The 19,499-nt window shown below is 38.6% G+C and carries 20 protein-coding genes and 2 pseudogenes; 8 read left to right on the top strand and 14 right to left on the bottom strand.

What is annotated here, in order from left to right; genetic code table 11:
- Window positions 1-377: 377 nt before the first annotated feature.
- Both A6755_RS13345 and A6755_RS13340 read right to left on the bottom strand, forming a co-directional pair.
- Entirely contained in the window at window positions 378-1,574 is a 1,197-nt protein-coding gene (locus tag A6755_RS13345; protein WP_084737711.1) for an MFS transporter, read from the bottom strand.
- 65 nt (window positions 1,575-1,639) lie between these two features.
- A complete protein-coding gene (locus tag A6755_RS13340; RefSeq protein WP_063590925.1) occupies window positions 1,640-3,772 on the bottom strand; it encodes a PAS domain S-box protein in 2,133 nt (710 codons plus the stop codon).
- A 373-nt stretch (window positions 3,773-4,145) separates the two neighbouring features.
- On the opposite strand from A6755_RS13340, the gene A6755_RS13335 reads away from it, so the two are divergent.
- On the top strand, window positions 4,146-5,060 hold the full coding sequence (locus tag A6755_RS13335; RefSeq protein ID WP_222619851.1) for a YitT family protein: 915 nt from the start codon (window positions 4,146-4,148) through the stop codon (window positions 5,058-5,060).
- A gap of 83 nt (window positions 5,061-5,143) precedes the next feature.
- Here the strand turns inward: A6755_RS13335 and A6755_RS13330 are convergent, their stop codons facing one another.
- The 4 genes from A6755_RS13330 to A6755_RS13315 form a co-directional block, all read right to left on the bottom strand.
- Entirely contained in the window at window positions 5,144-5,338 is a 195-nt protein-coding gene (locus tag A6755_RS13330) for a cold-shock protein (RefSeq protein ID WP_034307294.1), read from the bottom strand.
- A gap of 856 nt (window positions 5,339-6,194) precedes the next feature.
- Entirely contained in the window at window positions 6,195-6,401 is a 207-nt protein-coding gene (locus A6755_RS13325; protein WP_034307297.1) for a cold-inducible protein YdjO-related protein, read from the bottom strand.
- A gap of 124 nt (window positions 6,402-6,525) precedes the next feature.
- Window positions 6,526-8,652, bottom strand: coding sequence for a DNA helicase RecQ (gene recQ / locus A6755_RS13320; RefSeq protein ID WP_063590924.1), 2,127 nt, complete (start codon window positions 8,650-8,652; stop codon window positions 6,526-6,528).
- Between the two features lie 156 nt (window positions 8,653-8,808).
- Window positions 8,809-9,606, bottom strand: coding sequence for a 3D domain-containing protein (locus A6755_RS13315; protein WP_063590923.1), 798 nt, complete (start codon window positions 9,604-9,606; stop codon window positions 8,809-8,811).
- 257 nt (window positions 9,607-9,863) lie between these two features.
- On the opposite strand from A6755_RS13315, the gene A6755_RS13310 reads away from it, so the two are divergent.
- Genes A6755_RS13310 through cotJC form a run of 3 tightly spaced genes read left to right on the top strand, consistent with a single transcriptional unit; the run spans window position 9,864 to window position 10,947 of the window.
- Window positions 9,864-10,097, top strand: coding sequence for a spore coat associated protein CotJA (locus tag A6755_RS13310; protein WP_048679115.1), 234 nt, complete (start codon window positions 9,864-9,866; stop codon window positions 10,095-10,097).
- Complete coding sequence (locus A6755_RS13305; protein WP_034307303.1) at window positions 10,098-10,364, top strand: spore coat protein CotJB; 267 nt, start codon at window positions 10,098-10,100, stop codon at window positions 10,362-10,364. It abuts the gene before it with no gap.
- Between the two features lie 13 nt (window positions 10,365-10,377).
- The gene (cotJC, locus tag A6755_RS13300) at window positions 10,378-10,947 is read left to right on the top strand and encodes a spore coat protein CotJC (RefSeq protein ID WP_063576015.1); all 570 of its coding nucleotides are present in this window, start codon (window positions 10,378-10,380) and stop codon (window positions 10,945-10,947) included.
- Between the two features lie 45 nt (window positions 10,948-10,992).
- Here the strand turns inward: cotJC and A6755_RS13295 are convergent, their stop codons facing one another.
- The 4 genes and pseudogenes from A6755_RS13295 to A6755_RS27070 form a co-directional block, all read right to left on the bottom strand.
- The gene (locus A6755_RS13295) at window positions 10,993-11,865 is read right to left on the bottom strand and encodes a CvfB family protein (RefSeq protein ID WP_063590922.1); all 873 of its coding nucleotides are present in this window, start codon (window positions 11,863-11,865) and stop codon (window positions 10,993-10,995) included.
- A 121-nt stretch (window positions 11,866-11,986) separates the two neighbouring features.
- Window positions 11,987-12,394: a response regulator gene (locus tag A6755_RS13290; protein ID WP_431188845.1), complete on the bottom strand. Its 408-nt coding sequence runs from the start codon at window positions 12,392-12,394 to the stop codon at window positions 11,987-11,989.
- 70 nt (window positions 12,395-12,464) lie between these two features.
- Window positions 12,465-12,584: pseudogene (locus tag A6755_RS28260) on the bottom strand (histidine kinase dimerization/phospho-acceptor domain-containing protein); the annotation flags it as partial.
- A 28-nt stretch (window positions 12,585-12,612) separates the two neighbouring features.
- Entirely contained in the window at window positions 12,613-12,753 is a 141-nt protein-coding gene (locus A6755_RS27070) for a hypothetical protein (RefSeq protein ID WP_174878713.1), read from the bottom strand.
- Window positions 12,754-12,982: 229 nt separating this feature from the next.
- On the opposite strand from A6755_RS27070, the gene A6755_RS13285 reads away from it, so the two are divergent.
- On the top strand, window positions 12,983-14,173 hold the full coding sequence (locus A6755_RS13285) for an alanyl-tRNA editing protein (protein WP_063590920.1): 1,191 nt from the start codon (window positions 12,983-12,985) through the stop codon (window positions 14,171-14,173).
- Window positions 14,174-14,266: 93 nt separating this feature from the next.
- On the opposite strand, the gene A6755_RS13280 is transcribed toward A6755_RS13285, so the two are convergent.
- Together A6755_RS13280 and A6755_RS13275 are read right to left on the bottom strand one after the other, a co-directional pair.
- Window positions 14,267-14,680 (bottom strand): hypothetical protein, encoded by a 414-nt coding sequence (locus A6755_RS13280; RefSeq protein WP_063590919.1) that lies wholly within the window; start codon window positions 14,678-14,680, stop codon window positions 14,267-14,269.
- Window positions 14,681-14,758: 78 nt separating this feature from the next.
- Window positions 14,759-14,950 (bottom strand): hypothetical protein, encoded by a 192-nt coding sequence (locus tag A6755_RS13275; protein ID WP_034307314.1) that lies wholly within the window; start codon window positions 14,948-14,950, stop codon window positions 14,759-14,761.
- Between the two features lie 141 nt (window positions 14,951-15,091).
- On the opposite strand from A6755_RS13275, the gene A6755_RS13270 reads away from it, so the two are divergent.
- Window positions 15,092-15,613 carry a GNAT family N-acetyltransferase gene (locus A6755_RS13270; RefSeq protein ID WP_063576011.1) on the top strand — a complete coding sequence of 174 codons (522 nt, stop codon included), beginning with the start codon at window positions 15,092-15,094 and terminating at the stop codon, window positions 15,611-15,613.
- 40 nt (window positions 15,614-15,653) lie between these two features.
- Here the strand turns inward: A6755_RS13270 and A6755_RS13265 are convergent, their stop codons facing one another.
- Window positions 15,654-17,912, bottom strand: coding sequence for a HelD family protein (locus tag A6755_RS13265; protein ID WP_244889666.1), 2,259 nt, complete (start codon window positions 17,910-17,912; stop codon window positions 15,654-15,656).
- A 348-nt stretch (window positions 17,913-18,260) separates the two neighbouring features.
- On the opposite strand from A6755_RS13265, the gene A6755_RS13260 reads away from it, so the two are divergent.
- Together A6755_RS13260 and A6755_RS26680 are read left to right on the top strand one after the other, a co-directional pair.
- The gene (locus A6755_RS13260) at window positions 18,261-18,500 is read left to right on the top strand and encodes a hypothetical protein (RefSeq protein ID WP_057277417.1); all 240 of its coding nucleotides are present in this window, start codon (window positions 18,261-18,263) and stop codon (window positions 18,498-18,500) included.
- A gap of 137 nt (window positions 18,501-18,637) precedes the next feature.
- Window positions 18,638-18,820, top strand: a pseudogene (locus A6755_RS26680) (IS5/IS1182 family transposase); the annotation flags it as partial.
- A 213-nt stretch (window positions 18,821-19,033) separates the two neighbouring features.
- Here A6755_RS26680 and A6755_RS13255 read toward each other — a convergent pair.
- Window positions 19,034-19,435, bottom strand: a complete 402-nt coding sequence (locus A6755_RS13255) for an RDD family protein (protein ID WP_063576010.1) — start codon at window positions 19,433-19,435, stop codon at window positions 19,034-19,036.
- Between the last annotated feature and the right edge of the window lie 64 nt (window positions 19,436-19,499).

Below are 19,499 nucleotides of genomic sequence, written 5' to 3'. Positions count from 1 at the left end.
TATCTTTTATAGACTTACCGCGGAATGGGATTACAAAAGGGGTTCTCTCTAAACTTCAAACAAAGTTGATTGGAACGGGCGTTCTAGACTTCTGAGGAAAAAGCTTGTCCAAGGTAGACCTGGCAGGCTAAAGTGCCGCGGAAAGCGAGTGCCTTTCATTCCAATCAACGTGTATATTATACAAACCCTTATAAAATTGGAGACAAATCCATTTTCACCGAGTTTGTCTACTGAGGAATTTTAATGAACCCCTACGCCCTTTCAAAGTATGTTCATTCTGCTTGATCATTTACCCTGCGTTCTCTCAAATTTGTAAATAGAATAGAGAAAGACCTCTTCACCATGATAGGCAAAGAGGTCCCTCGCTTTATTTTCCATCATTTTTCTATTATACCTATGGGTCTCCCCATAACTTTTAATTTTTTTTCATACCTCATGAGCCATATTGTAAGTAGCATTCCGATCAGGGTGAGTAAACCATAAAATAAATAGACCGCATATATTCCTGATTTATCCAAGATTATTCCGCCGCTAAAGGTACTGAACCAGTTACCCAATCCATTGCCTATGGCGGAATAAAGCGTTATTGCCGTTACTGTAATACGTACAGGGACAACTTCCCTGATATATTGTAAAGCTGCAGGAATGAATAAGCCAAGTGAAAACCCTTGAATGATCGAAGACACATATACGGTAGCCAAACTCGGTTCGGTGAAGTATAAAACCCAGCGGACCAATGAGGCCGTTCCAGCCAATAAGGTAATTGGCAGCAGGCCTATCTTATGAATCCAGGTACCTGCGATTCTCATAAAGGGGATTTCCGATAATACAGCTAAAAGGAACGCAATGCCAATTCCTGTATATGTCCCTCCCCTTGCCTCTACAAACAAACCGTAGTATACATTATTTGCAAGATTAGGACCAAAAAGCAAGAACGTTATAGCTAGAAAGATAAGGAATCGTTTCATGGTGATCAATTCTTTCATTCCGCCGAAAAGCTTCACCTTTTCCCCAGGCGGCTCTTCAGGCAAACGAAGAGCCAGACTAGCCGAGATCAAAAGACCGAAGAAAAAAGCATAAAATATCACGGAAGGACCCATGAAGGATTCAGATAATTTCCCCATTACAAAAACGGCCACACCGTAACCAAGTGATCCGAATAAACGGATTTTCCCATAATTCGATTTGATCTTCGTTGTATATTGAAGGGTGATGCTATCTGAAACAGGTATTATCGCACTTTGAAAAATAGCCAAAGCGACAGCAACGGATACTATAAGTAAATAATGATCGAACAGCAAGTAACCTAAACCGAATACACCAGCAAGCAACGATGTCATTGCCAGTATTTTTGCCGGTCTCCCGCTCCAATCACAGACAATTCCCCAAAAAGGTTGAAAAACGATCATCACTATCGGTCCAACAGACATGATCGTACCGATTTCAATACCTGACAAACCTGCCTCATTGGCTAAATAAACGCTTAATAGCGGTGTTAAACTTCCTACTGCAAAAAATGAAAAAAGGTAAAAAACCTTCAAGCTAATGATATTGACTTGCTTTTGTTTTTCCAATTCCAGTTCCCCCACGCAGACATCTTATACAAAGTTGTTATTTTTTTTCATAGCTTCCTATTAGGCTAAATAGGGAGCACAATATTAAAGACTGTACCTTTATTGACCTCGCTCTCGACAAAGACATTTCCGAAATGGCTTTCTATGATTTTAAAGCTGATCATTAAACCTAACCCATTACCAGATTTTTTCGTTGTGAAAAATGGTTCTCCCAGTCTCTTAAGCTGCTCTGGTGGAATCCCAATTCCTGTGTCGGTAATGGATATTTGCACTTTATCCTCTTTAATTTCAGTCATGACTTTTATGAACCCACCTTCAGGCATAGCTTCCATACCATTTTTAATGAAGTTCAATAAGACTTGTTTTAATCGATTCTCATCACAACGAACAAAGATCTCTTCGTCATTACAATCCGAAATCAGCGTGATGTTCTTCTTCCTGGCTTCAAACTCCGTCAAAGATACAACATTTTGAATGATTGGCACAAGATTCTTCATCTCCAAATTCAAGGCCTGTGGTTTGGCCAATTGTAGGAACTCTTCAACTATCTCATTCACACGATTGATTTCGTCCATGATTATTTCCAGATATTCTTGTTTATTTTCGTCCGTTTCATCCAATTGCAAAAACTCCGTATACCCTTTCATGGAGGTCAACGGATTGCGTATTTCATGTGCCACTCCAGCAGCAAGCTGACCGACAGCGGCTAATTTATCCTGCCGATGGAGCATCTCTTCCGATTGTTTACGCTCGGTTATGTCATATCTAATGGTTAAATACTGAAATGGTTTACCTTCTTCGCTGAAAAATGGAACAATAGTTGTATCGACCCAATAAAAACTGCCATCTTTCGCCTTGTTTCTAATTTCACCTTTCCAAACTTTGCGTTCACGGACGGTCATCCACATTTTTTCAAAGAATTCCTTTGAGTGGTATCCAGAATTAACGATCTTATGGGTCTGACCTATCAATTCACCTCTCCCATAACCAGAAACCTCCGAGAACTTTTCATTCACTTCGATAATGACTCCTTTATCATCGGTAATCGCCACAATCAAGGATTGGTTGATTGCATAATGCATATCTTCCAGTTCTTTAATTGACTCCTTTAAAGCACTTTCTGCTTTTTTACGACTGGAAATATCCGAACGGATGGAAATATATTGATATGGTTTACCCTTTTTCATAAAAGGAACGATAGTTGTATCCACCCAATATACATTACCATCTTTTGCCCGATTGCATATTTCACCATGCCATGTTTTCCCTTTGCTGATCGTTAGCCATAAGTCAGTGAAAAATTCTTTCGGATGATGACCAGAATTGATTATGGAATGATTTTTTCCTATTAGTTCATGTTTTTCATATTGAGATATTTCCAGGAATTTTTCGTTTACATATGTAATGATCCCATTTGCATCCGTGATGGCGACGATCGCCGATTGATCTAAAGCATAACGGATATCGCTTACAGTATTATCACTTTTTGCTAACCGCCGGCCCACGATCGTACTTGAAGCTATCAAGCTGGCAAGGATGAATAATGAAACGAAGCATGTAAGATAAAGCATAAATGGAGTGAGTGGAACAAATTCACCCGCTTCATTTTTCGCGTTCATCGGTAACACCCTTACAAAAAGATAATAGCCTTCAATGATTGCACCACTCATAAAAAGAGTACTGACTGGTTTTAGCGAAGATTGACTTAATTTATTAAAATGAAATAAGATGGCAAGTGCTGCTACAAATAAAATAAAGATGCTGAAAAGCGTACTGAAGACCGATAATGGGTTAAAGTGCAAAGAGTGGTTTAATGAAGATGTTCCCATTATATAATTGGATAATATCGCCATCGTAAACATGAAACCGCAAAAAACGATTTGCAGGACTTGTGTTTTATACGAAATGGCCAATAACCCAACCCCTGCGAGAGCGATGGCTAATGCTAACGAAAAAATTATTGTAGAAAAGTTGTATGCTGCCATTCCTGAATTATCGAGGGTGAAAATAACAACAAAATTAAGCGTCCAAATAGCCACTCCCATAGAGCAGCTGCTCCCTATATACACAAGGCGTTTATATCTCTTTATCGTCAGTAATGTTGTCAGTAAATCCAACGCCGTATAACAAGCCATTATTATCAAAAGTACTGCAATCATAAAGAGAACAGGATTTGATGCTACAATTGATTGTTCCATTTTTTTACTTGATCACCTCAAACGTTCTATTCTCCTATATTGTAAAGGAAATTCATAGTACCTCAAAGGTTTTTTATTTCCTTATTCCTATTTATTTACACATCGATTCTTTCAGTGCACCCCATATCTCAAGAAAATGCAGGTTTCTTTCATAAATTCAATAAAATTAGAAATACTATTGTTTTGTATGGAGTAGAATAAGAATACATGGTAATGACAAGCATTAACAACCCTGTTCCTTCATTACAGGACGTTATCAATGATACCAATAATTATTCAGGAATATATGCAACAGAATGTTAATTTCTTTATTTAATTATACCTATAGGTTTATAATTAAATAGAACCTATATAGAGAGAAGGAGTGGGTGGCATGATTATGTCAGACCTGGCAGGTGCAAGTACAACAGAAATTATGCAAAAGAAGACCCAGCATAAAAAATTAACACTGAGACAAATTTTACAGAGAGGTCTATTAATTACAATCGGTGCGGTTTTGATGGCTGTCGGCCTCGAGATTTTTTTAGTGCCGAATAACGTAATCGACGGGGGCATAACGGGTATATCGATTATGTTATCTTACATCACTGGATGGAAGCTCGGAATCTTTCTTTTCATTTTGAATCTTCCTTTCTTTTTTATCGGTTATAAACAAATCGGCAAAACCTTCGCATTATCTACCCTTTATGGAATTTTAATCCTTTCCATAACCACTACATTGCTTCATCATGTACCAGCTTTCACTCAAGATATCCTCCTAGCGTCCGCTTTCGGCGGAATGATTCTTGGCATTGGTGTTGGAATGGTCATTCGATATGGCGGCTCATTGGATGGTACAGAAATACTTGCTATACTCGCTAGCAAGAAGCTCCCTTTTTCCGTTGGGGAGATCGTCATGTTTTTCAATTTATTCATCCTGGGAAGTGCGGGCTTCGTATTCTCGTGGGATCGTGCCATGTATTCGATCATAGCTTACTTCGTGGCATATAAAACGATGGATATCGTCATCGCAGGTTTGGACGAATCCAAATTTGTCTGGATTATCAGTGATGAATTTAATGATATCGGTGAAGCTATAATGAATCGCCTTGGACGGGGCGTAACCTTTTTAGCTGGTGAAGGTGCTTATTCCGGTGATGATAAAAAAGTCATCTTTTGTGTAATAAACAGGCTTGAGGAAGCTAAACTTAAAGAGATAGTCAAAAGCTTCGATCCATCTGCATTTCTTGCTGTAGGGGATATCGCGGAAGTCCGAGGCGGCCGATTCAAGAAAAAAGATATCCACTAATCATTCATCTGCTTTTTGCTTCATCCAATTGGCAGAAAGATAAAAAAAGCTGAAGGGAATCCCCTTCAGCTTTTTTTATAGCCTTAATAGTTTCTTGGATTGTTAATTGCTTGAAGCATTCTGGTGCCGGGTTTCATCTCGCTGCTACATAACGGACAAACATGTTCATCATTACTTGTAAAGTTATCGCGAATCCAACCTTTGCAATCTTCTGATGTACATTCCCACACCTTTGTTTCTTCAGGAATGATTTCTTCCGTATTATTTCTTCTATACATATATCTCACTCCTTAGAATTGAATTGACTCCGTCCTGCATAACAGATCACAAGCCATAAAGATAAAAGAAGAATAGATGGCGTTTAATCTAAATTGTGAGTAAATAACCATTCGCAAATCTAAGTATGATTATTGTTCTTTCAACCAAACTTTTTGAATGGTAAGAACTTGAGATTACGGCATGAATTTTTCATATCTCAGTTACCATTATATCATATATATGCTTTATATATTTGAGGAAAGATTCTAAAAAAGAAAGTATTCCCCAAAATGAAACACAGTCCCTGACTTACCCTTCAGATAATCGAGACTGCGCCTGTTTAAGAATCCATTCCATATGGTTCTTCCTGCTCGTTCGTTGAACATTTCAAATCTAAGCGAGCACGAGAGTAATTTTTAATGCCAAAACCTAAAACAATGAAAGCCCTGCCTCTCTCCCATCCATACGGTTCCTAGACCGTGCCTGCGAGAATCAGATAAAAGCTTGTAAGTACATGTTTATTAATTAAAACCGTCCGTAATTCCAATTGGGTAGATTAAATTCCAAAAGACAAATGGTACATAGAAGTAAGTTAATGAAGAACAGAAATGGATCGAGGAAAATACTTGGTGATAACATGTATTTCTTTTTTCTAAATGTGTTTAACTCGTTTCTACTTCATCATGAAAATGATGAAAAATTATTTTATTAATAAAAATGTTACTTTAAATTACCCTCCAGTGCATTCTTTTCATAACACTGAAATCTAATAATATCATACATATCTTTATATGTAAAGCTTTAATCCCAGGATAAAAACACTCCGCCATCCTTCCTTCTCAAAATAAAAAATAAAGAGGCTATGATTCACCTCTTTTATTTAAACGCATTATACTCATTTTCAATTTTTGGGAGCTCCCTGATTTCTTCAACCAATTGACTTCCGCACATTGGGCAATCATAGTTTTCCGAGGCAAAATCTTTTCTCATCCAACCATTGCAATCCGCTGATCCGCATGCATATACTATCGTATCTTCCATAACTATTTCTGGTTCCTCTGAATTCTTTTTACCAAAATACATGAGCAACCTCCTCTTTTTTATAAAGACTCTGATTAAAGGAGCGAAATTTCACCTTTTTATCATTCCTAGTATACGCATTAAACCAAATTCTTATTTATTCAATGAAGAAATTATCCAAAAAACCTTAACACCTTTCGTTTTCCAGCCCTGCCTTAACCAAGATCGCTTTGATCATAAAGTAGGAAATATGTTCGGGCAGGGCTTCTTTAAGTGGTTTCAATTTTTCTGAATCCAATTGTTTCGCAGTTTCCAAAACAAGATTAAAATCTTTCTCCAAGAAAATCTCATCCCAATTGATATCCAAGTGTTCTTCTGCACACTTTAATAAATGATTTTCAATTGAAATGGCAGACAATCCTCTCAATGTCCCTATTTCCTTGATTGATTTGCCTTCCTGATATAAGCGATAGCTTTCTAAGTGAGATGGTTTAGTAGCTCTCTTTACCGTTTCCTTTGTAACCATAGTATTCGTTTCTAATTCAGGGTGTGCCTGTACATACTGGGAAATCACTTGTAAAAATGCGTCTCCGAAGCGTTCGAATTTCTGCATCCCCACCCCTTTGACTTCCAGGAATTCCTCTTCCGTCCTCGGCAGTTTGACGGCCATATCTTTCAAAGACGCATCGGAAAAAATAATGAATGGAGGTACATTTTCCGTACTTGCCAATTCTTTTCTTAACTGTCTCAACTCTTCAAACAGCCCATGATCAGCACTGATGCTGCTTACTTTTTTTATTTCCTTACGCAGGACTTTTTTCTGTCCCAAAAGCACTTCCCTGCCAGCATTGGTGACTTTAAGAACCGGAAACTGTCCGCCCGTCATTTCGATATACTGTTTTGCTGTCAGGAAATCAATGAAATCACCAACATCCTTCGCAGTTTGGTCATTGATGATACCATAGGTTGAAAGCTTCTGGAATCCGAACTCTTCAATTTTCTTATTGCGTGATCCGGTAAGCACTTGGGAAATCATCGTTTTACCGAATCGCTCCCCCATTCGCAACATACATGAAAGAACCATTTGTGCCTGTGTAGTTACATCAACAGAGTCACGTTTATCTGTACAATTTTCGCAATGACCGCAATCTTCAGGGTTTTCTTCTCCAAAATATCTAAGAATGAAGGCTTGCAAACATCCTTCGGTAAAACAATAATCCTTCATTCTGTTCAATTTCTTCAATTCCTGGGATTGCCACTCCTGAGAGGGATTTGATTGATCAATCAAGAAACGCTGTATCTGCATATCCTGTGGGGAATATAAGAGGATACACTCGCTATCCAAACCATCCCTCCCTGCACGGCCCGCTTCCTGATAATAACTCTCCATGTTCTTTGGAGTTTGGTAATGGATGACGTATCTAACATTCGACTTATCGATTCCCATCCCGAAGGCAGATGTCGCTACCATCAAGGGAACGTCATCACGAATGAATTGATCCTGCTGGTCCGACCGTTCTTTTTCATTCATGCCAGCATGATATCGACCTGTTTTGAATCCGGCTTTAATAAGCTTGGCATACAAGGAATCGACTTCTTTCCTGGTTGCTGCATATATAATACCCGATTCATTTTTGTTTTTCTCCAAATAGCGCATTAAAAACCGACTGCGATTTTCTTCTTTCACAACGGAAAAGAACAGGTTATCTCTGGAAAATCCCGTGGATACTGTATGCTGTACAGATATTCCGAGCGACTGACATATATCATCGGTCACATGCGGTGTGGCAGTTGCCGTTAAAGCCAGTACAGTCGGAGCGGATGGCATGTTTTTCAATAAGGTTTTGATTTTTAGGTAGCTTGGCCTGAAGTCATGCCCCCATTGAGATATACAGTGGGCCTCATCAATGGCAACCATAGAAATTTCCACATTAAATAGATCCTGTTGAAATGCAGGATTTTCCAAACGTTCAGGAGCAACATAAACCAGCTTATATCTACCGTGCTTAATATCGTTCATTCTATTGGATGATTCTAACCCAGAAATGGAGCTATTAAGAAACGTGGCATCAATCCCATTTTGTTCGAGGGCATCTACTTGGTCCTTCATCAAGGAAATTAGTGGGGATATAACGAGTGTTACACCTGGTAACAGAAGGGCTGGAACTTGGTAACATATTGATTTACCTCCGCCGGTAGGCATGATTCCCGCTGTGTTTATTCCTCCCAATACCTGTTCGATAATCTGTTCCTGACCTTTTCGGAATGACTCATAACCAAAGTATTCTTGTAAATATTCACGTGCTTTTTCCATCAATTCACTATTCCTCCTATTTACCTTCTAAGGATTTTTTAAGGATCTATTTCTTCTATTGTACCTGCTTTTCCCGACAACCTAAAGGACAAAAAAGCAGACACAATATGTCTGTGTCTGCTTTTTCAATATATAAACATGTTTTGCATGGCTAAATTAATTCAGGATTTGCACTTTAACGTTTTTAACGCCCCAATTCACGGCATCCTGTTCGTTTGGAACAAATATGTCCACTCTATTCCCTTTGATGGCACTGCCTGTATCGGCTGCCGTTGCGTAGCCATAACCTTCAACATAAACCTTAGATCCTAGCGGAATGACTGATGGGTCCACAGCAATCACCTTTGCATCAGGATTAGCTTTCAAGTCCACTCCTGTTGCTGTTGTTCCGCTGCAGCCTTGACAATCAGCCGTATAGGCGGTTGCACTAACAGTAATCTCTTTACCAGATTCCGCTTGATCTTGGGATTCATTATTTGAATCTGCTGGTTCCGATTGTTCAACCGGCTTTGTTTGTTCTGCTGGCTTAGATTGTTCTGCTGGTTCGGATTGCTCTGATTTCTGTGCAGGCCCTACACTTGCAGCTTCGACTTTGTTAGCTGCCGGTTTAATGACAATTTCTTGACCAGGATGGATTGTATCTGAACTTAAACCGTTCCAAGATTTAATATCATTTACCCCTACATCATATTTGTGTGCAATTCCCGATAATGTGTCCCCTGACTTTACTTTATAATGCTCTTCTTGAGAAATATGTATGGTTTCTCCGGCATAAATCGCGTCTGAAGACAAATCGTTCCAAGACTTAATATCTTCTACTGATACTTTATATGTTTGAGATATCCCCCATAATGTGTCTCCATCTTTCACTTTGACATCTTCTGCTTGTACCGGAATTGTGAATGCACCGGATATAGCAGCCGCTGCCGCTAACGATAAGATTGATTTTTTCATATGTTGTTACCTCCTTGTGAGCTGCTTTATAAGCTACGAGTTAAATCTTAACATAGTTTTTTTCTATACAAAGAACAAACAGATAAAGAATAGATGACAAACATCACAGTAAGATAACGGGACTATAACAAGGTTTTATAATATTCTGAAAAAACATCATTTTCCATATAATTTCCTTTCCAGGCCATAGAAGTCATATTATGCATTACCGAGGCATAAAAATTAGAGGCTATATCTTTACAAAGGAGGTATTTTTTGTGACTCGCGAAAAGACTTTTACCCTAGTTAAGTCATATAAACCTTTCCATAGTAAATTCGATCCGTGTCCGCCTATTGGGAGAAAGTATTACAGGACACCTCCTAATTTGTATATTAATTTTCAACCGCCCAATATGGAGCAGTTCACTCCGGAAGAAGCTTTGAAATACGGTACACTTTGGAAATTCTTTTATGATTTTTATGATAATCCATATCGGGAAAGGGAGACGTAAATGAATAAGAAACTGGATGATGAATATTATCAGTTGCTTGAACAAATACAGGCTGCCGATTTCGTGCTTGTCGAGTTGACTCTTTATTTGGATACACATCCTAATGACCAGCAGGCTTTACAGCAATTCAATCAATTTCATGAATACTCCCAACAATTGAAATCGGTTTTTGAGCCTAAATATGGTCCATTATTGGGATTTGGAAACAGTCCAGGCGGTGAAAATAAATGGGAATGGGGCCAAGGCCCTTGGCCATGGCAGGTATAAGGAGAGATGAGCTATGTGGGTTTATGAAAAGAAGCTGCAATATCCAGTTAAAGTAAGAGACTGTAATCCCCGGTTGGCTAAATATTTAATAGAACAATATGGTGGTGCTGATGGTGAGTTGGCTGCAGCACTCCGTTACTTAAATCAACGATATACAATTCCGGAAAAAGTCATTGGCCTGCTTACGGATATCGGAACGGAAGAATTTGCCCATCTTGAAATGATCGCCACGATGATCTATAAGCTTACAAAAGATGCCACACCTCAGCAGATGGCAGCCGCCGGGCTAGGGGATCATTATGTCAATCATGATAGTGCCCTTTATTATCATGACGCAGCAGGGAATCCATGGACCGCCACTTATATCCAAGCAAAAGGAGATCCGATTGCAGATTTATATGAAGATATCGCTGCTGAAGAGAAGGCCAGAGCAACCTACCAGTGGTTAATTGACATCTCGGATGATCCTGATATCAATGATTCACTCAGGTTTTTACGCGAGAGGGAAATTGTCCATTCGATGAGGTTCAGGGAAGCGGTGGAGATTTTAAAAGAAGAAAAAGGTAAAAAGAAGTTCTTTTAATGAAATTCACAATAAAAAAGCAGCGGATAAAATCCGCTGCTTTTTTCATTTACGGTCTGAAGAATATGTCCATCCATCTTCCTGGTAAATCTTTTCTTCTTTCATCAGTTTGCCGAGAGCACGCTTGAACGCTCCCTTGCTCAAACCGAAGTGGAACTTGATATCATCAGGTGGCGTTTTGTCACCATAAGGCATTGCACCGCCGCGATTCATTAAATAAGTGAAAATGACATCAGCATCTTCCCCCATTAAATCTTGTTTAAAGGGGATTAAAGAAACGTTAAGCGTTCCATCTTCTTTACTATCAATGACGCGCCCTTCAACTAATTCACCAAGACGGGGCTCCTCCTTGCGTTCACTTTCGTGAATGAAACAGCGGTACCCTTCTTCTGAAATAAAGAATGATCCAACCATAAGCAAACGATAGACATTTCCCTTAATATTGGTGTTACGAATCCCTTTTAATGGAGCTGTTACTGCAATCTCCTGAATGACATCTTCGGTTGCAAGTTTACCAAACAGGCGATCATGACGATCTGTCTTCAGGGATACATATAGACGATCACCAACCTCAGGCCATAATCGATCTATATTCGGAAGGTCGTCCAGGGATACAAGAATATCTTTCGAAAGACCGATGTCAACAAAAACACCAAGTTTCCTTTTCACATTGACAACTTCCGCCCAGCCATACTGATCAATCTGAATTTCGGGTATCTTCATTGTCGCTGTTAGCCTTGCTTGTTTGTCATGGTAGATGAACACAGTTACTTCATCGCCAATCTCAAGTTCCGTTCCTTCATTCATTTCATTATGATGAAGTAAGACATCTTCTGAACCATCCGTTAAAAACCATCCGAAATCAGCCTTACGTTCCACTTCTAACTCTACAGCCATGCCGGCCTGAATTTTTTGCATGAATAAAAATCCTCCTGTAACTTACCTTTACCTACAATTGTACCCAATTATTTATTTTTCCAACATATTTGAATTTATCATTTTTTTGATGTTCTGTATACCTATTACGGTTTTTTATTTTTTAACCCTTGTTTTCTCCATGAAATGCCTGCGGGATTAGTATCTGCCCTTGTTTACCGTTACTTAACAAGGTATGCATGATCACTTTGGATAATTGGCTCGGTTTATAAAGTTTAACTAAATAATCCTTAGCTCCCAAGGAAATCCCCTTCTCCCTTTCGTCAAGTGCAGTCGAAATAAAAACGGGAATCTCATTCAAATCAGCGGATCCTTTTAATTCCCTCAGGATCGCCCAGCCGTCCATCTCCCCCTCTTCAAGAAGGATATCCAGTACAATGGCATCCGGAGGTGAGGATTTCAGCTTTTGAAAAGCCTTTCTACCACTTTTGAAATAGCTGACATGGAAACCACTTTCCATCAATTCATATTTTAGCAGTTCCGCTAAGTTCATATCATCTTCAATGACCATAATTTCATGGCTCAGTTTTCTTGACTGTCCTTCATTGTTAAGCCCCACTTCTTTTAGAGTAACTCTAGGTAAAACCAAGGACGCTTGCAAGCGGTGTCCTTAATTCATGACTAACTGTACTGACAAATTCGGATTCCATTTGATCCACTTCATATTCTTTTGTGATATCACAATATACCAAAATTGTGCCATATCCTTCTTCGCGATAAAGCAGTGTCTCAAAAATAAAACTTTATGACCTGATTCGTCTCTTCCTTTTTGAATGTAAAACTTCGTCCTTCATAATTTACTCCTTCCAGATTATCAATCGCTTCATCCATTGCATGTAAAAACCTCTCCCCCTCCATTTGTACAGCCATTTCAGCACTCCACGTTTCCCATGGCAAGTCCATTATTTGATCAGGAAATGAATCAGGACGGTCAAAAGGGCAGTCTATAAATAGTTATTGCCATCTTGCACAATTTATTTAGAATTTGTCATAAAGTTTTGCTTTTATCCCTGACTAATCTTCTAAAACCCGCGATTTCAAACTCTAGTATTTCGGTGATATAATTTAATGATCAACTGAAAGGAAAAAGAAATCATTCATGACAAAAAAATTATATTACACGTCCACCAAGACCTCCCAATGGGATACCGAAATTCGGGAGACCATTATAGAAAATGGCTTTTACTATATCACTCTTGAAGAAACCGCTTTTTATCCCGAAGGCGGCGGTCAGCCAGCAGATACTGGTAAAATAGAAGGAATCACCGTTCTTGACGTTATAAAAGACAATGATGGAAGGATTCTTCATAAGATGGAGAAACGGCCAGATTCAGAGATCGTCCACTGTGAACTTGATTGGCCCCGCCGCTTCGATCATATGCAACAGCATAGCGGCCAGCATCTACTCTCTGCTGTCTGCAGGGAACTGTTTGACTCTAATACGGTCAGCTTTCACCTTGGAAAGGAATATTTAACGATCGATATAATGGCAGGATTTCAATGGACCGAGGTACATACGGCTGCTGCTGAAAAGCTAGTTAATCAATATATCATCGAGAATCGCGAATTACTTATCTATTACGTGACAAACGAGCAACTACAGACACTTCCTGTCGTCAAGATGCCTAAAGTGTCTGAAAATATCCGTATTGTTGAGATAGATGGAATTGAATATAACCCTTGCGGTGGAACTCATGTAGAGCGTACCGGTGAGATTGGGTTATTAAAAATTTTCAAAGCGGAGAAGCAGAAAGAGCTTACCCGTCTCTACTTTAAGTGCGGCTTCAGGGCATTGAATGATTATTCCGAAAGTCTAGGAATTCTTTCTGCATTATCGACTAAATTCAATACCGGACGTACAGAGATCCTGAATAGGGTGGAGAAACTTGAAAATGACTATAAGCAGCTGCTATCGGCAAATGAAAACTTAAAACTTGAAAATGCAAATTTTCTTGCTGACTCCCTGCTTGCAGAAAATGGAGGGGGATTCATCTCTCATATTTTCGAAGATAGCTCAATGAAAGAACTGCTTTACCTTGCAGGTACGATTGTAAAAAAAGAAAAGGTTACTGTATTATTAGCATCACGTAAGGAGCAAAAGGTCATCCTCTCGCACAGCGGGGACAGTCCCTTTAATTGCGGACAATATTTCAAAGCGGAACTGGGCTCCTATAATGGAAAAGGCGGAGGGAACGGACATACTGCACAAGCAGGCTTTGCATCACAAAATGACTTAATTGCATTTTATCAATACTCAGTTGAAAAATTAGGTCAAAATCCTCGTGCATAAAACCGATCCGTAATGGATGGCATACGTGATGATCATGCAAATCATTACTTCTCAAAATCAGAAAAGAGAGGACAGATTACGTCCTCTCTCTTTTTATTCTTCTATTTTCAATTTCCCTAACCCGTGTTCTTCAATATGAAGATGATATTTTTCCTCGAGCTCCATGATACGTTTAAACGCTTCCTCCTGATTGTATTCATGGTTTTCCGACTCCAAGGCGAACTCTTTCCTAGCCAAATGGTAGGCAAGCTTATCCCTGAACACTCCATCTTCATACTCATTTATGACTGTATGAAGTTGATCCTCCAATTCCCTGCTCAGATCATACATTTCGTAATCCTTTATAAACTGTACTCCTTCCATGCAGAAATCTTTCGCAAAGGAATTGATATACTGTTCCATTTCACTGAATTCTTTATTATCTTCAGTATCGGAAGCAACCCAATATCCGTACTGAACCATTTTGAATAATGTTTCATACTGTTTCTTGGTAAAATTGATTTTCATTGACGATACTCCTTTTCCGGTTTCCTTACAACAAAAAGAATAAACCGCAATGGAATAAAAGTCCAATGCGGTTCATTCTCAATCCAATATTTCTGTTACAGAAAAATATGCTGCTTTTTCCGTATCTACGACATAATGGCAATCGCCTTTAACTAAATTATAATAACGGTGCTTTTGAATATTTGAAATCATTTGAGTTGAATCATCGCCTTCAACCTCATGCTCTAGTTCTTTGCCGCCCGGAAAATAAAAACCAACTTTCAATTTCATCTTTCTCATCCTTCCCTTCACCTGGTTGATCACTCCTTTATTTCTTATCCTTTCTCAAGCAGTTATAAACATAAATAAAATGCTTATTCACTTTTTCCATGATATTCTAAGGGGAAATATGAAAATCTGAAGGTGTTTTTTATGAAGATAAGGAAAGCCATAGAAGAAGATGTAGATGGAATAGCAATTGTACATATAAACAGCTGGAAAACAACTTATAAAGGAATCCTTCCGGATCAATATTTGTCTTCCATGAATCTGGAAGCCAAAAAGAAAAACTGGCTAAGGAATTTAAAAATGCTGCATAATGCTACCTTTGTTGCGGAAAACGCCAATGGGGAAATCATCGGTTTCGCTGCCGGGGGACCAGAACAAACGAATGATCCCCATTTTCAAGGTGAAGTATATGCCATTTATTTTTTAAAAGAATATCAACAACAGGGACTTGGACGAAAAATGATAAAAGCGGTCATACATGAGCTTATGAAAATGGAACATAAGAATTTAATAATCTGGGCATTAAAGGATAACCCATCATGCGGTTTTTACAAAGCACTTGGAGGTCAAGTGATAGCTGAAAAAACCGTTAAAATGGCAGGCGTCGAGCTTATCGAAGTCGGTTTCGGATGGGAAGATATTCAGGATATCCTTTTGCATCTATGAGCATTTCACGAGGAGGTGGTGGCATTCCACCCTCCCCCTTTCATGTCTCAATAAGGAAAGCATTTTTCTCTTTACCTAAAAAATATAGCCTGTGCAATGGCCTTGTCATTGTTACGTACAGCAATTTGATATCAAGTTCATTTTCGTGGCAATACGCTTCTTCGAGGGATATTGCAAATACGACATCGAATTCGAGACCTTTGGCTTGATAGGAAGGAACAATCAATGTTTTATCTTTAGGGATGTTTCCCGCTTCATCTATTAAATGAAAGCTTTGATGGAATTCACTTAGTTTCTCATTTGCCAGCTTGCAATCTTTCATCGTTTTGGCAATAACGGCAAACGTTTTAAAACCTTCTCCTTTAAGGGTTGCAATCAGCTCGATCAGTTCTTCTTCCCAACCTTCCTTTTCAATGTAAATGAATTCTGGATCCTTGCCATGCCGGACCACGGGTTCAACTTCCGGGAAATCGTATGTTAATAACTGAAGTATTTCATTAGCTTGTTTCATGATTTCAACAGTTGTTCTGTAGCTTTTTTGTAGTTCAGTATACGTCGCCCGGGGGAAAATACGACTGTGAACCTCTTCCCATGTTTGAAGTCCGCGGTATGAATGGATGCCTTGTGCAAGGTCGCCTACAAGTGTGAACATATCGGTATCCACTGCCGTCTTTAGGGCCTGTAACTGCATGAAGCTATAATCCTGTGCCTCATCAATGACGACATTTTTTGCTTTGTTTTCTTTATCGACACCGAAAAGCCGCTCCTGAAGATATAATAGTGCTCCTAAGTCCTCCATCTCATAACTATTAGCAGAAAATAATTTATGATTGTACTCACATAAAACCCTGGCATCTTCAACAGTAAGCTTACCGTTGCTGTATGAGGCGAGACGCTCTGGATCTTGGTATAATTCCTGATAGTACTCCAGGAGATCTTTACTTTTGAATTGCTTAAAATACGCTTTTACAGAAGAACGGATCGCCTTTTGGATCTGTCCTATCCTTTCCTCTTTTTTATCGAGGCATTTTGTAACAAATTCCTTGCGTATGACTGGATCGATATTCTTATAGAGCGCCTTCTCGATTTTGGCATCATAAAGATCAACAACACGTTCAAGCATTGTTTTCTTTTTTAATTTCACTTCATTTTGTAAAATGGCCTTCAGTTTGTCCAGCCTGCTGTATAATGGTAAATACCAATAATCCTCTTCCAATAATCTAATGAACTTCTTAGCGGAATAGAGGCGATATTTATCACAATAAAAATCAGCATCCGGATGAAACCCACTGAAAATATCCTTTATATATTCGTCCAATATATATTTAAAGGCAGGGGATCCCTTCAGACCTGATATCCAGACGGCTGAATTAATTTCTTCATCATCCTTTTCCAGCAATCGCGTTAATTTATCATCCGCTATAAGCTTCACTTCCTTTCCTATCGCTGCCTGAACATATTCGGAAAACGTGAATTGTTTTACCTTTTCGACACCCAATTCAGGTAAAGCTTCAGATATGTAATCAATGAATACCCGGCTCGGAGCAAGAATCATTAATTGTCGCGGATCGAACAAGTCTTTATAGTGGTAAATGAAATAAGAGATCCTATGTAAAGCGATTGTGGTTTTACCGCTGCCCGCTGCGCCCTGGACAATGATAGGTTTATTCAAATCTGCCCGAATGATTTTATTCTGTTCTTCCTGGATCGTGGTGATGATATCCGTCAATCGATTGCTGGAACTCTTGGAAAGGGATTCCTGCAACAATTCATCCGTTGTTGTCAAATCAATGTCCCTTATCTCCTCCAAGACACCTTCTTCTATCATTAGCTGTCTTTTTAAAGTGATGTTCCCGCTGAATGTCTCCCCTTCCGCTTCATATTCTATTTCACCAATCCGTCCCTCATAATACAGATTTGCAATCGGTGAACGCCAATCGACGATGATCTGTTCCTGGCTTTCCCTCTGATAAAGAGATGCTTTTCCGAAATAAAGGACTTCGCCTTTCTCCCCATCATTCCTTTCAAAATCCACTCTTGCAAAGTAAGGTTTTTTACTTGCTTTACGTAAACTTTCAAGTTCGGTTTTGGACATCTCAAAAAAGTTGGCCGTCGTCAGCAGCTGTGAATATAACGCTGATTCAGACCAATCGGCATCGCCAAAGGCTTCTTGCATATTCCGCTGGAATTGATCTTTGCTTGTTTCTGATGTTTTGATGACTACATCGATATAACGTTTTGTAAAATCCAGCCGCTGTCGTTCCTGTTCAAAATCAGGGTGATTACCCAATGAAATCACTCCCCTTCCTTTTATATTGATCAAACTTATTAAAATGCCGATGCTAAGACGAAATGGACATTTATACTATCAGAAAAGCCAATGGTTGACAAATCTGGAGACATAGAATTATATAGTTGTAATGTACCTTCCCTGATATTTCATATAATTCGAAGAATACACGATATATTCCAGATTGGATTTAGCTTTGGTATGTTGACTTATGCTGAGACATTCATGGTTATGCCTTTCTTCTGTAATTGTCATCAACTCTTAACATAAATAACGCAACTTTAATGTTTTATCGGAAACTGACATTATATACTTAAGTGACAATTACATAACTTTTTTAAGAAAGCGGGTTCTGTCATGGAAATAAATCAAAAACAACCAATGCTATCCCCTAAATTAATCCATGAACTTGAAATTTTATCATCCAAAACACAAATGCCTATTTCTGAATTACTGGAAATATCCGTAATTTCACTGCTGGAAAAAGTGAATGATACCAAAGAACTCAATGTTGGGCTTAATAATAAAGAAATGATTTTAAGAAATAAAATCATCATCAATCAAAATAAAGAGGTTTTGAATAACAAAAGCACTTGACCATTAAGGTTAAGTGCTCAGAATGTAGACAAGCTCAATGAAAATTGAGTTTGTCTACATTTTTTTCTTGTACAAGCTCGGACGTGATTTCCACTACAGGCACTCGCTCCAATCAACTAGGTTTAAAAACTTGGATAAAACAGATTTTCTATCGAATAACAGCCGCTGATAGAAAGTTAATAAGTGCTGAACACGTATTCGTCGATTCCATACATGTGAAAGCCAATGCGAATAAGCGCAAATTTGAAAAGAAAATTGTACGCAAAGAAACACGAGCATATCAAGGACGTCTTCAAAATGAAATAAATCAAGATCGTAAGCACTTGACCATTAAGGTTAAGTGCTCTTTAGCTTCCTAACTGCCACTGTATTACCGATATATATATTCTATCGTGGTTTCCAATGTAATATTTATACCTAAATACCGTACAATAAAGTAATCGGCTAAATTTCCTCCATATTTAAAAAATCATATCGGGTTTGAATCTGTATTTTCGCAAAAAAAGGCAGCTATTAAACTGCTTATCCGTTATTCATGGTTCATTTGATGTCACGTATGTACCTGCTATGAAATCATGTATCGATCTATGGTCTTTCCTTATGCCAACCATGAATGCACTGACAATAAACCCTATCCCTAATGTAATGGCATATACCAAAGCAGCAACTAAATACCTTAATAGCATAGTGCCTATGCCTAATTTTTTGCCGTCCATCCTTACTATGCGTATTCCCATAATCCTTTTACCAACTGTATAGCCATACCATAGTATCGGGACAATCACCATGTAAAGAAAGTTAAAAAGAGTTGAAAAATTTTCATTTTCCCAATCACCGGTAATCACCCCGAAAATTATCGCTAATGGTGCTGATACTATTATGCCGTCCAAAACACCTGCAAAAAGACGTTTCCAAAAACCTACTGAATCACTCATATATGTTCCCCCCATTGTATTAGTTACAGTTACCTATATTACCAATTATAAGGTTGTTGTATAA

Source organism: Peribacillus frigoritolerans (assembly GCF_001636405.1).
In the GTDB taxonomy this organism is placed as follows: domain Bacteria; phylum Bacillota; class Bacilli; order Bacillales; family DSM-1321; genus Peribacillus; species Peribacillus frigoritolerans.
This window is presented reverse-complemented; position numbering and strand designations above follow the sequence as displayed.

Bases quoted from the DNA above. Each gene is read 5' to 3' on its own strand.
- A6755_RS13255 (WP_063576010.1), bottom strand. From the start codon at position 19,435: ATGAGTGATTCAGTAGGTTTTTGGAAACGTCTTTTTGCAGGTGTTTTG.
- A6755_RS13315 (WP_063590923.1), bottom strand. From the start codon at position 9,606: ATGAAAAAATCAATCTTATCGTTAGCGGCAGCGGCTGCTATATCCGGT.
- A6755_RS13275 (WP_034307314.1), bottom strand. From the start codon at position 14,950: ATGAAATTGAAAGTTGGTTTTTATTTTCCGGGCGGCAAAGAACTAGAG.
- A6755_RS27070 (WP_174878713.1), bottom strand. From the start codon at position 12,753: ATGGCTGTACAAATGGAGGGGGAGAGGTTTTTACATGCAATGGATGAA.
- A6755_RS13290 (WP_431188845.1), bottom strand. From the start codon at position 12,394: ATGGTCATTGAAGATGATATGAACTTAGCGGAACTGCTAAAATATGAA.
- A6755_RS13325 (WP_034307297.1), bottom strand. From the start codon at position 6,401: ATGTATTTTGGTAAAAAGAATTCAGAGGAACCAGAAATAGTTATGGAA.
- A6755_RS13270 (WP_063576011.1), top strand. From the start codon at position 15,092: ATGAAGATAAGGAAAGCCATAGAAGAAGATGTAGATGGAATAGCAATT.
- A6755_RS13285 (WP_063590920.1), top strand. From the start codon at position 12,983: ATGACAAAAAAATTATATTACACGTCCACCAAGACCTCCCAATGGGAT.
- A6755_RS13260 (WP_057277417.1), top strand. From the start codon at position 18,261: ATGGAAATAAATCAAAAACAACCAATGCTATCCCCTAAATTAATCCAT.
- cotJC (WP_063576015.1), top strand. From the start codon at position 10,378: ATGTGGGTTTATGAAAAGAAGCTGCAATATCCAGTTAAAGTAAGAGAC.
- A6755_RS13330 (WP_034307294.1), bottom strand. From the start codon at position 5,338: ATGTATAGAAGAAATAATACGGAAGAAATCATTCCTGAAGAAACAAAG.
- recQ (WP_063590924.1), bottom strand. From the start codon at position 8,652: ATGGAAAAAGCACGTGAATATTTACAAGAATACTTTGGTTATGAGTCA.
- A6755_RS13340 (WP_063590925.1), bottom strand. From the start codon at position 3,772: ATGGAACAATCAATTGTAGCATCAAATCCTGTTCTCTTTATGATTGCA.
- A6755_RS13280 (WP_063590919.1), bottom strand. From the start codon at position 14,680: ATGAAAATCAATTTTACCAAGAAACAGTATGAAACATTATTCAAAATG.
- A6755_RS13335 (WP_222619851.1), top strand. From the start codon at position 4,146: ATGATTATGTCAGACCTGGCAGGTGCAAGTACAACAGAAATTATGCAA.
- A6755_RS13305 (WP_034307303.1), top strand. From the start codon at position 10,098: ATGAATAAGAAACTGGATGATGAATATTATCAGTTGCTTGAACAAATA.
- A6755_RS13295 (WP_063590922.1), bottom strand. From the start codon at position 11,865: ATGCAAAAAATTCAGGCCGGCATGGCTGTAGAGTTAGAAGTGGAACGT.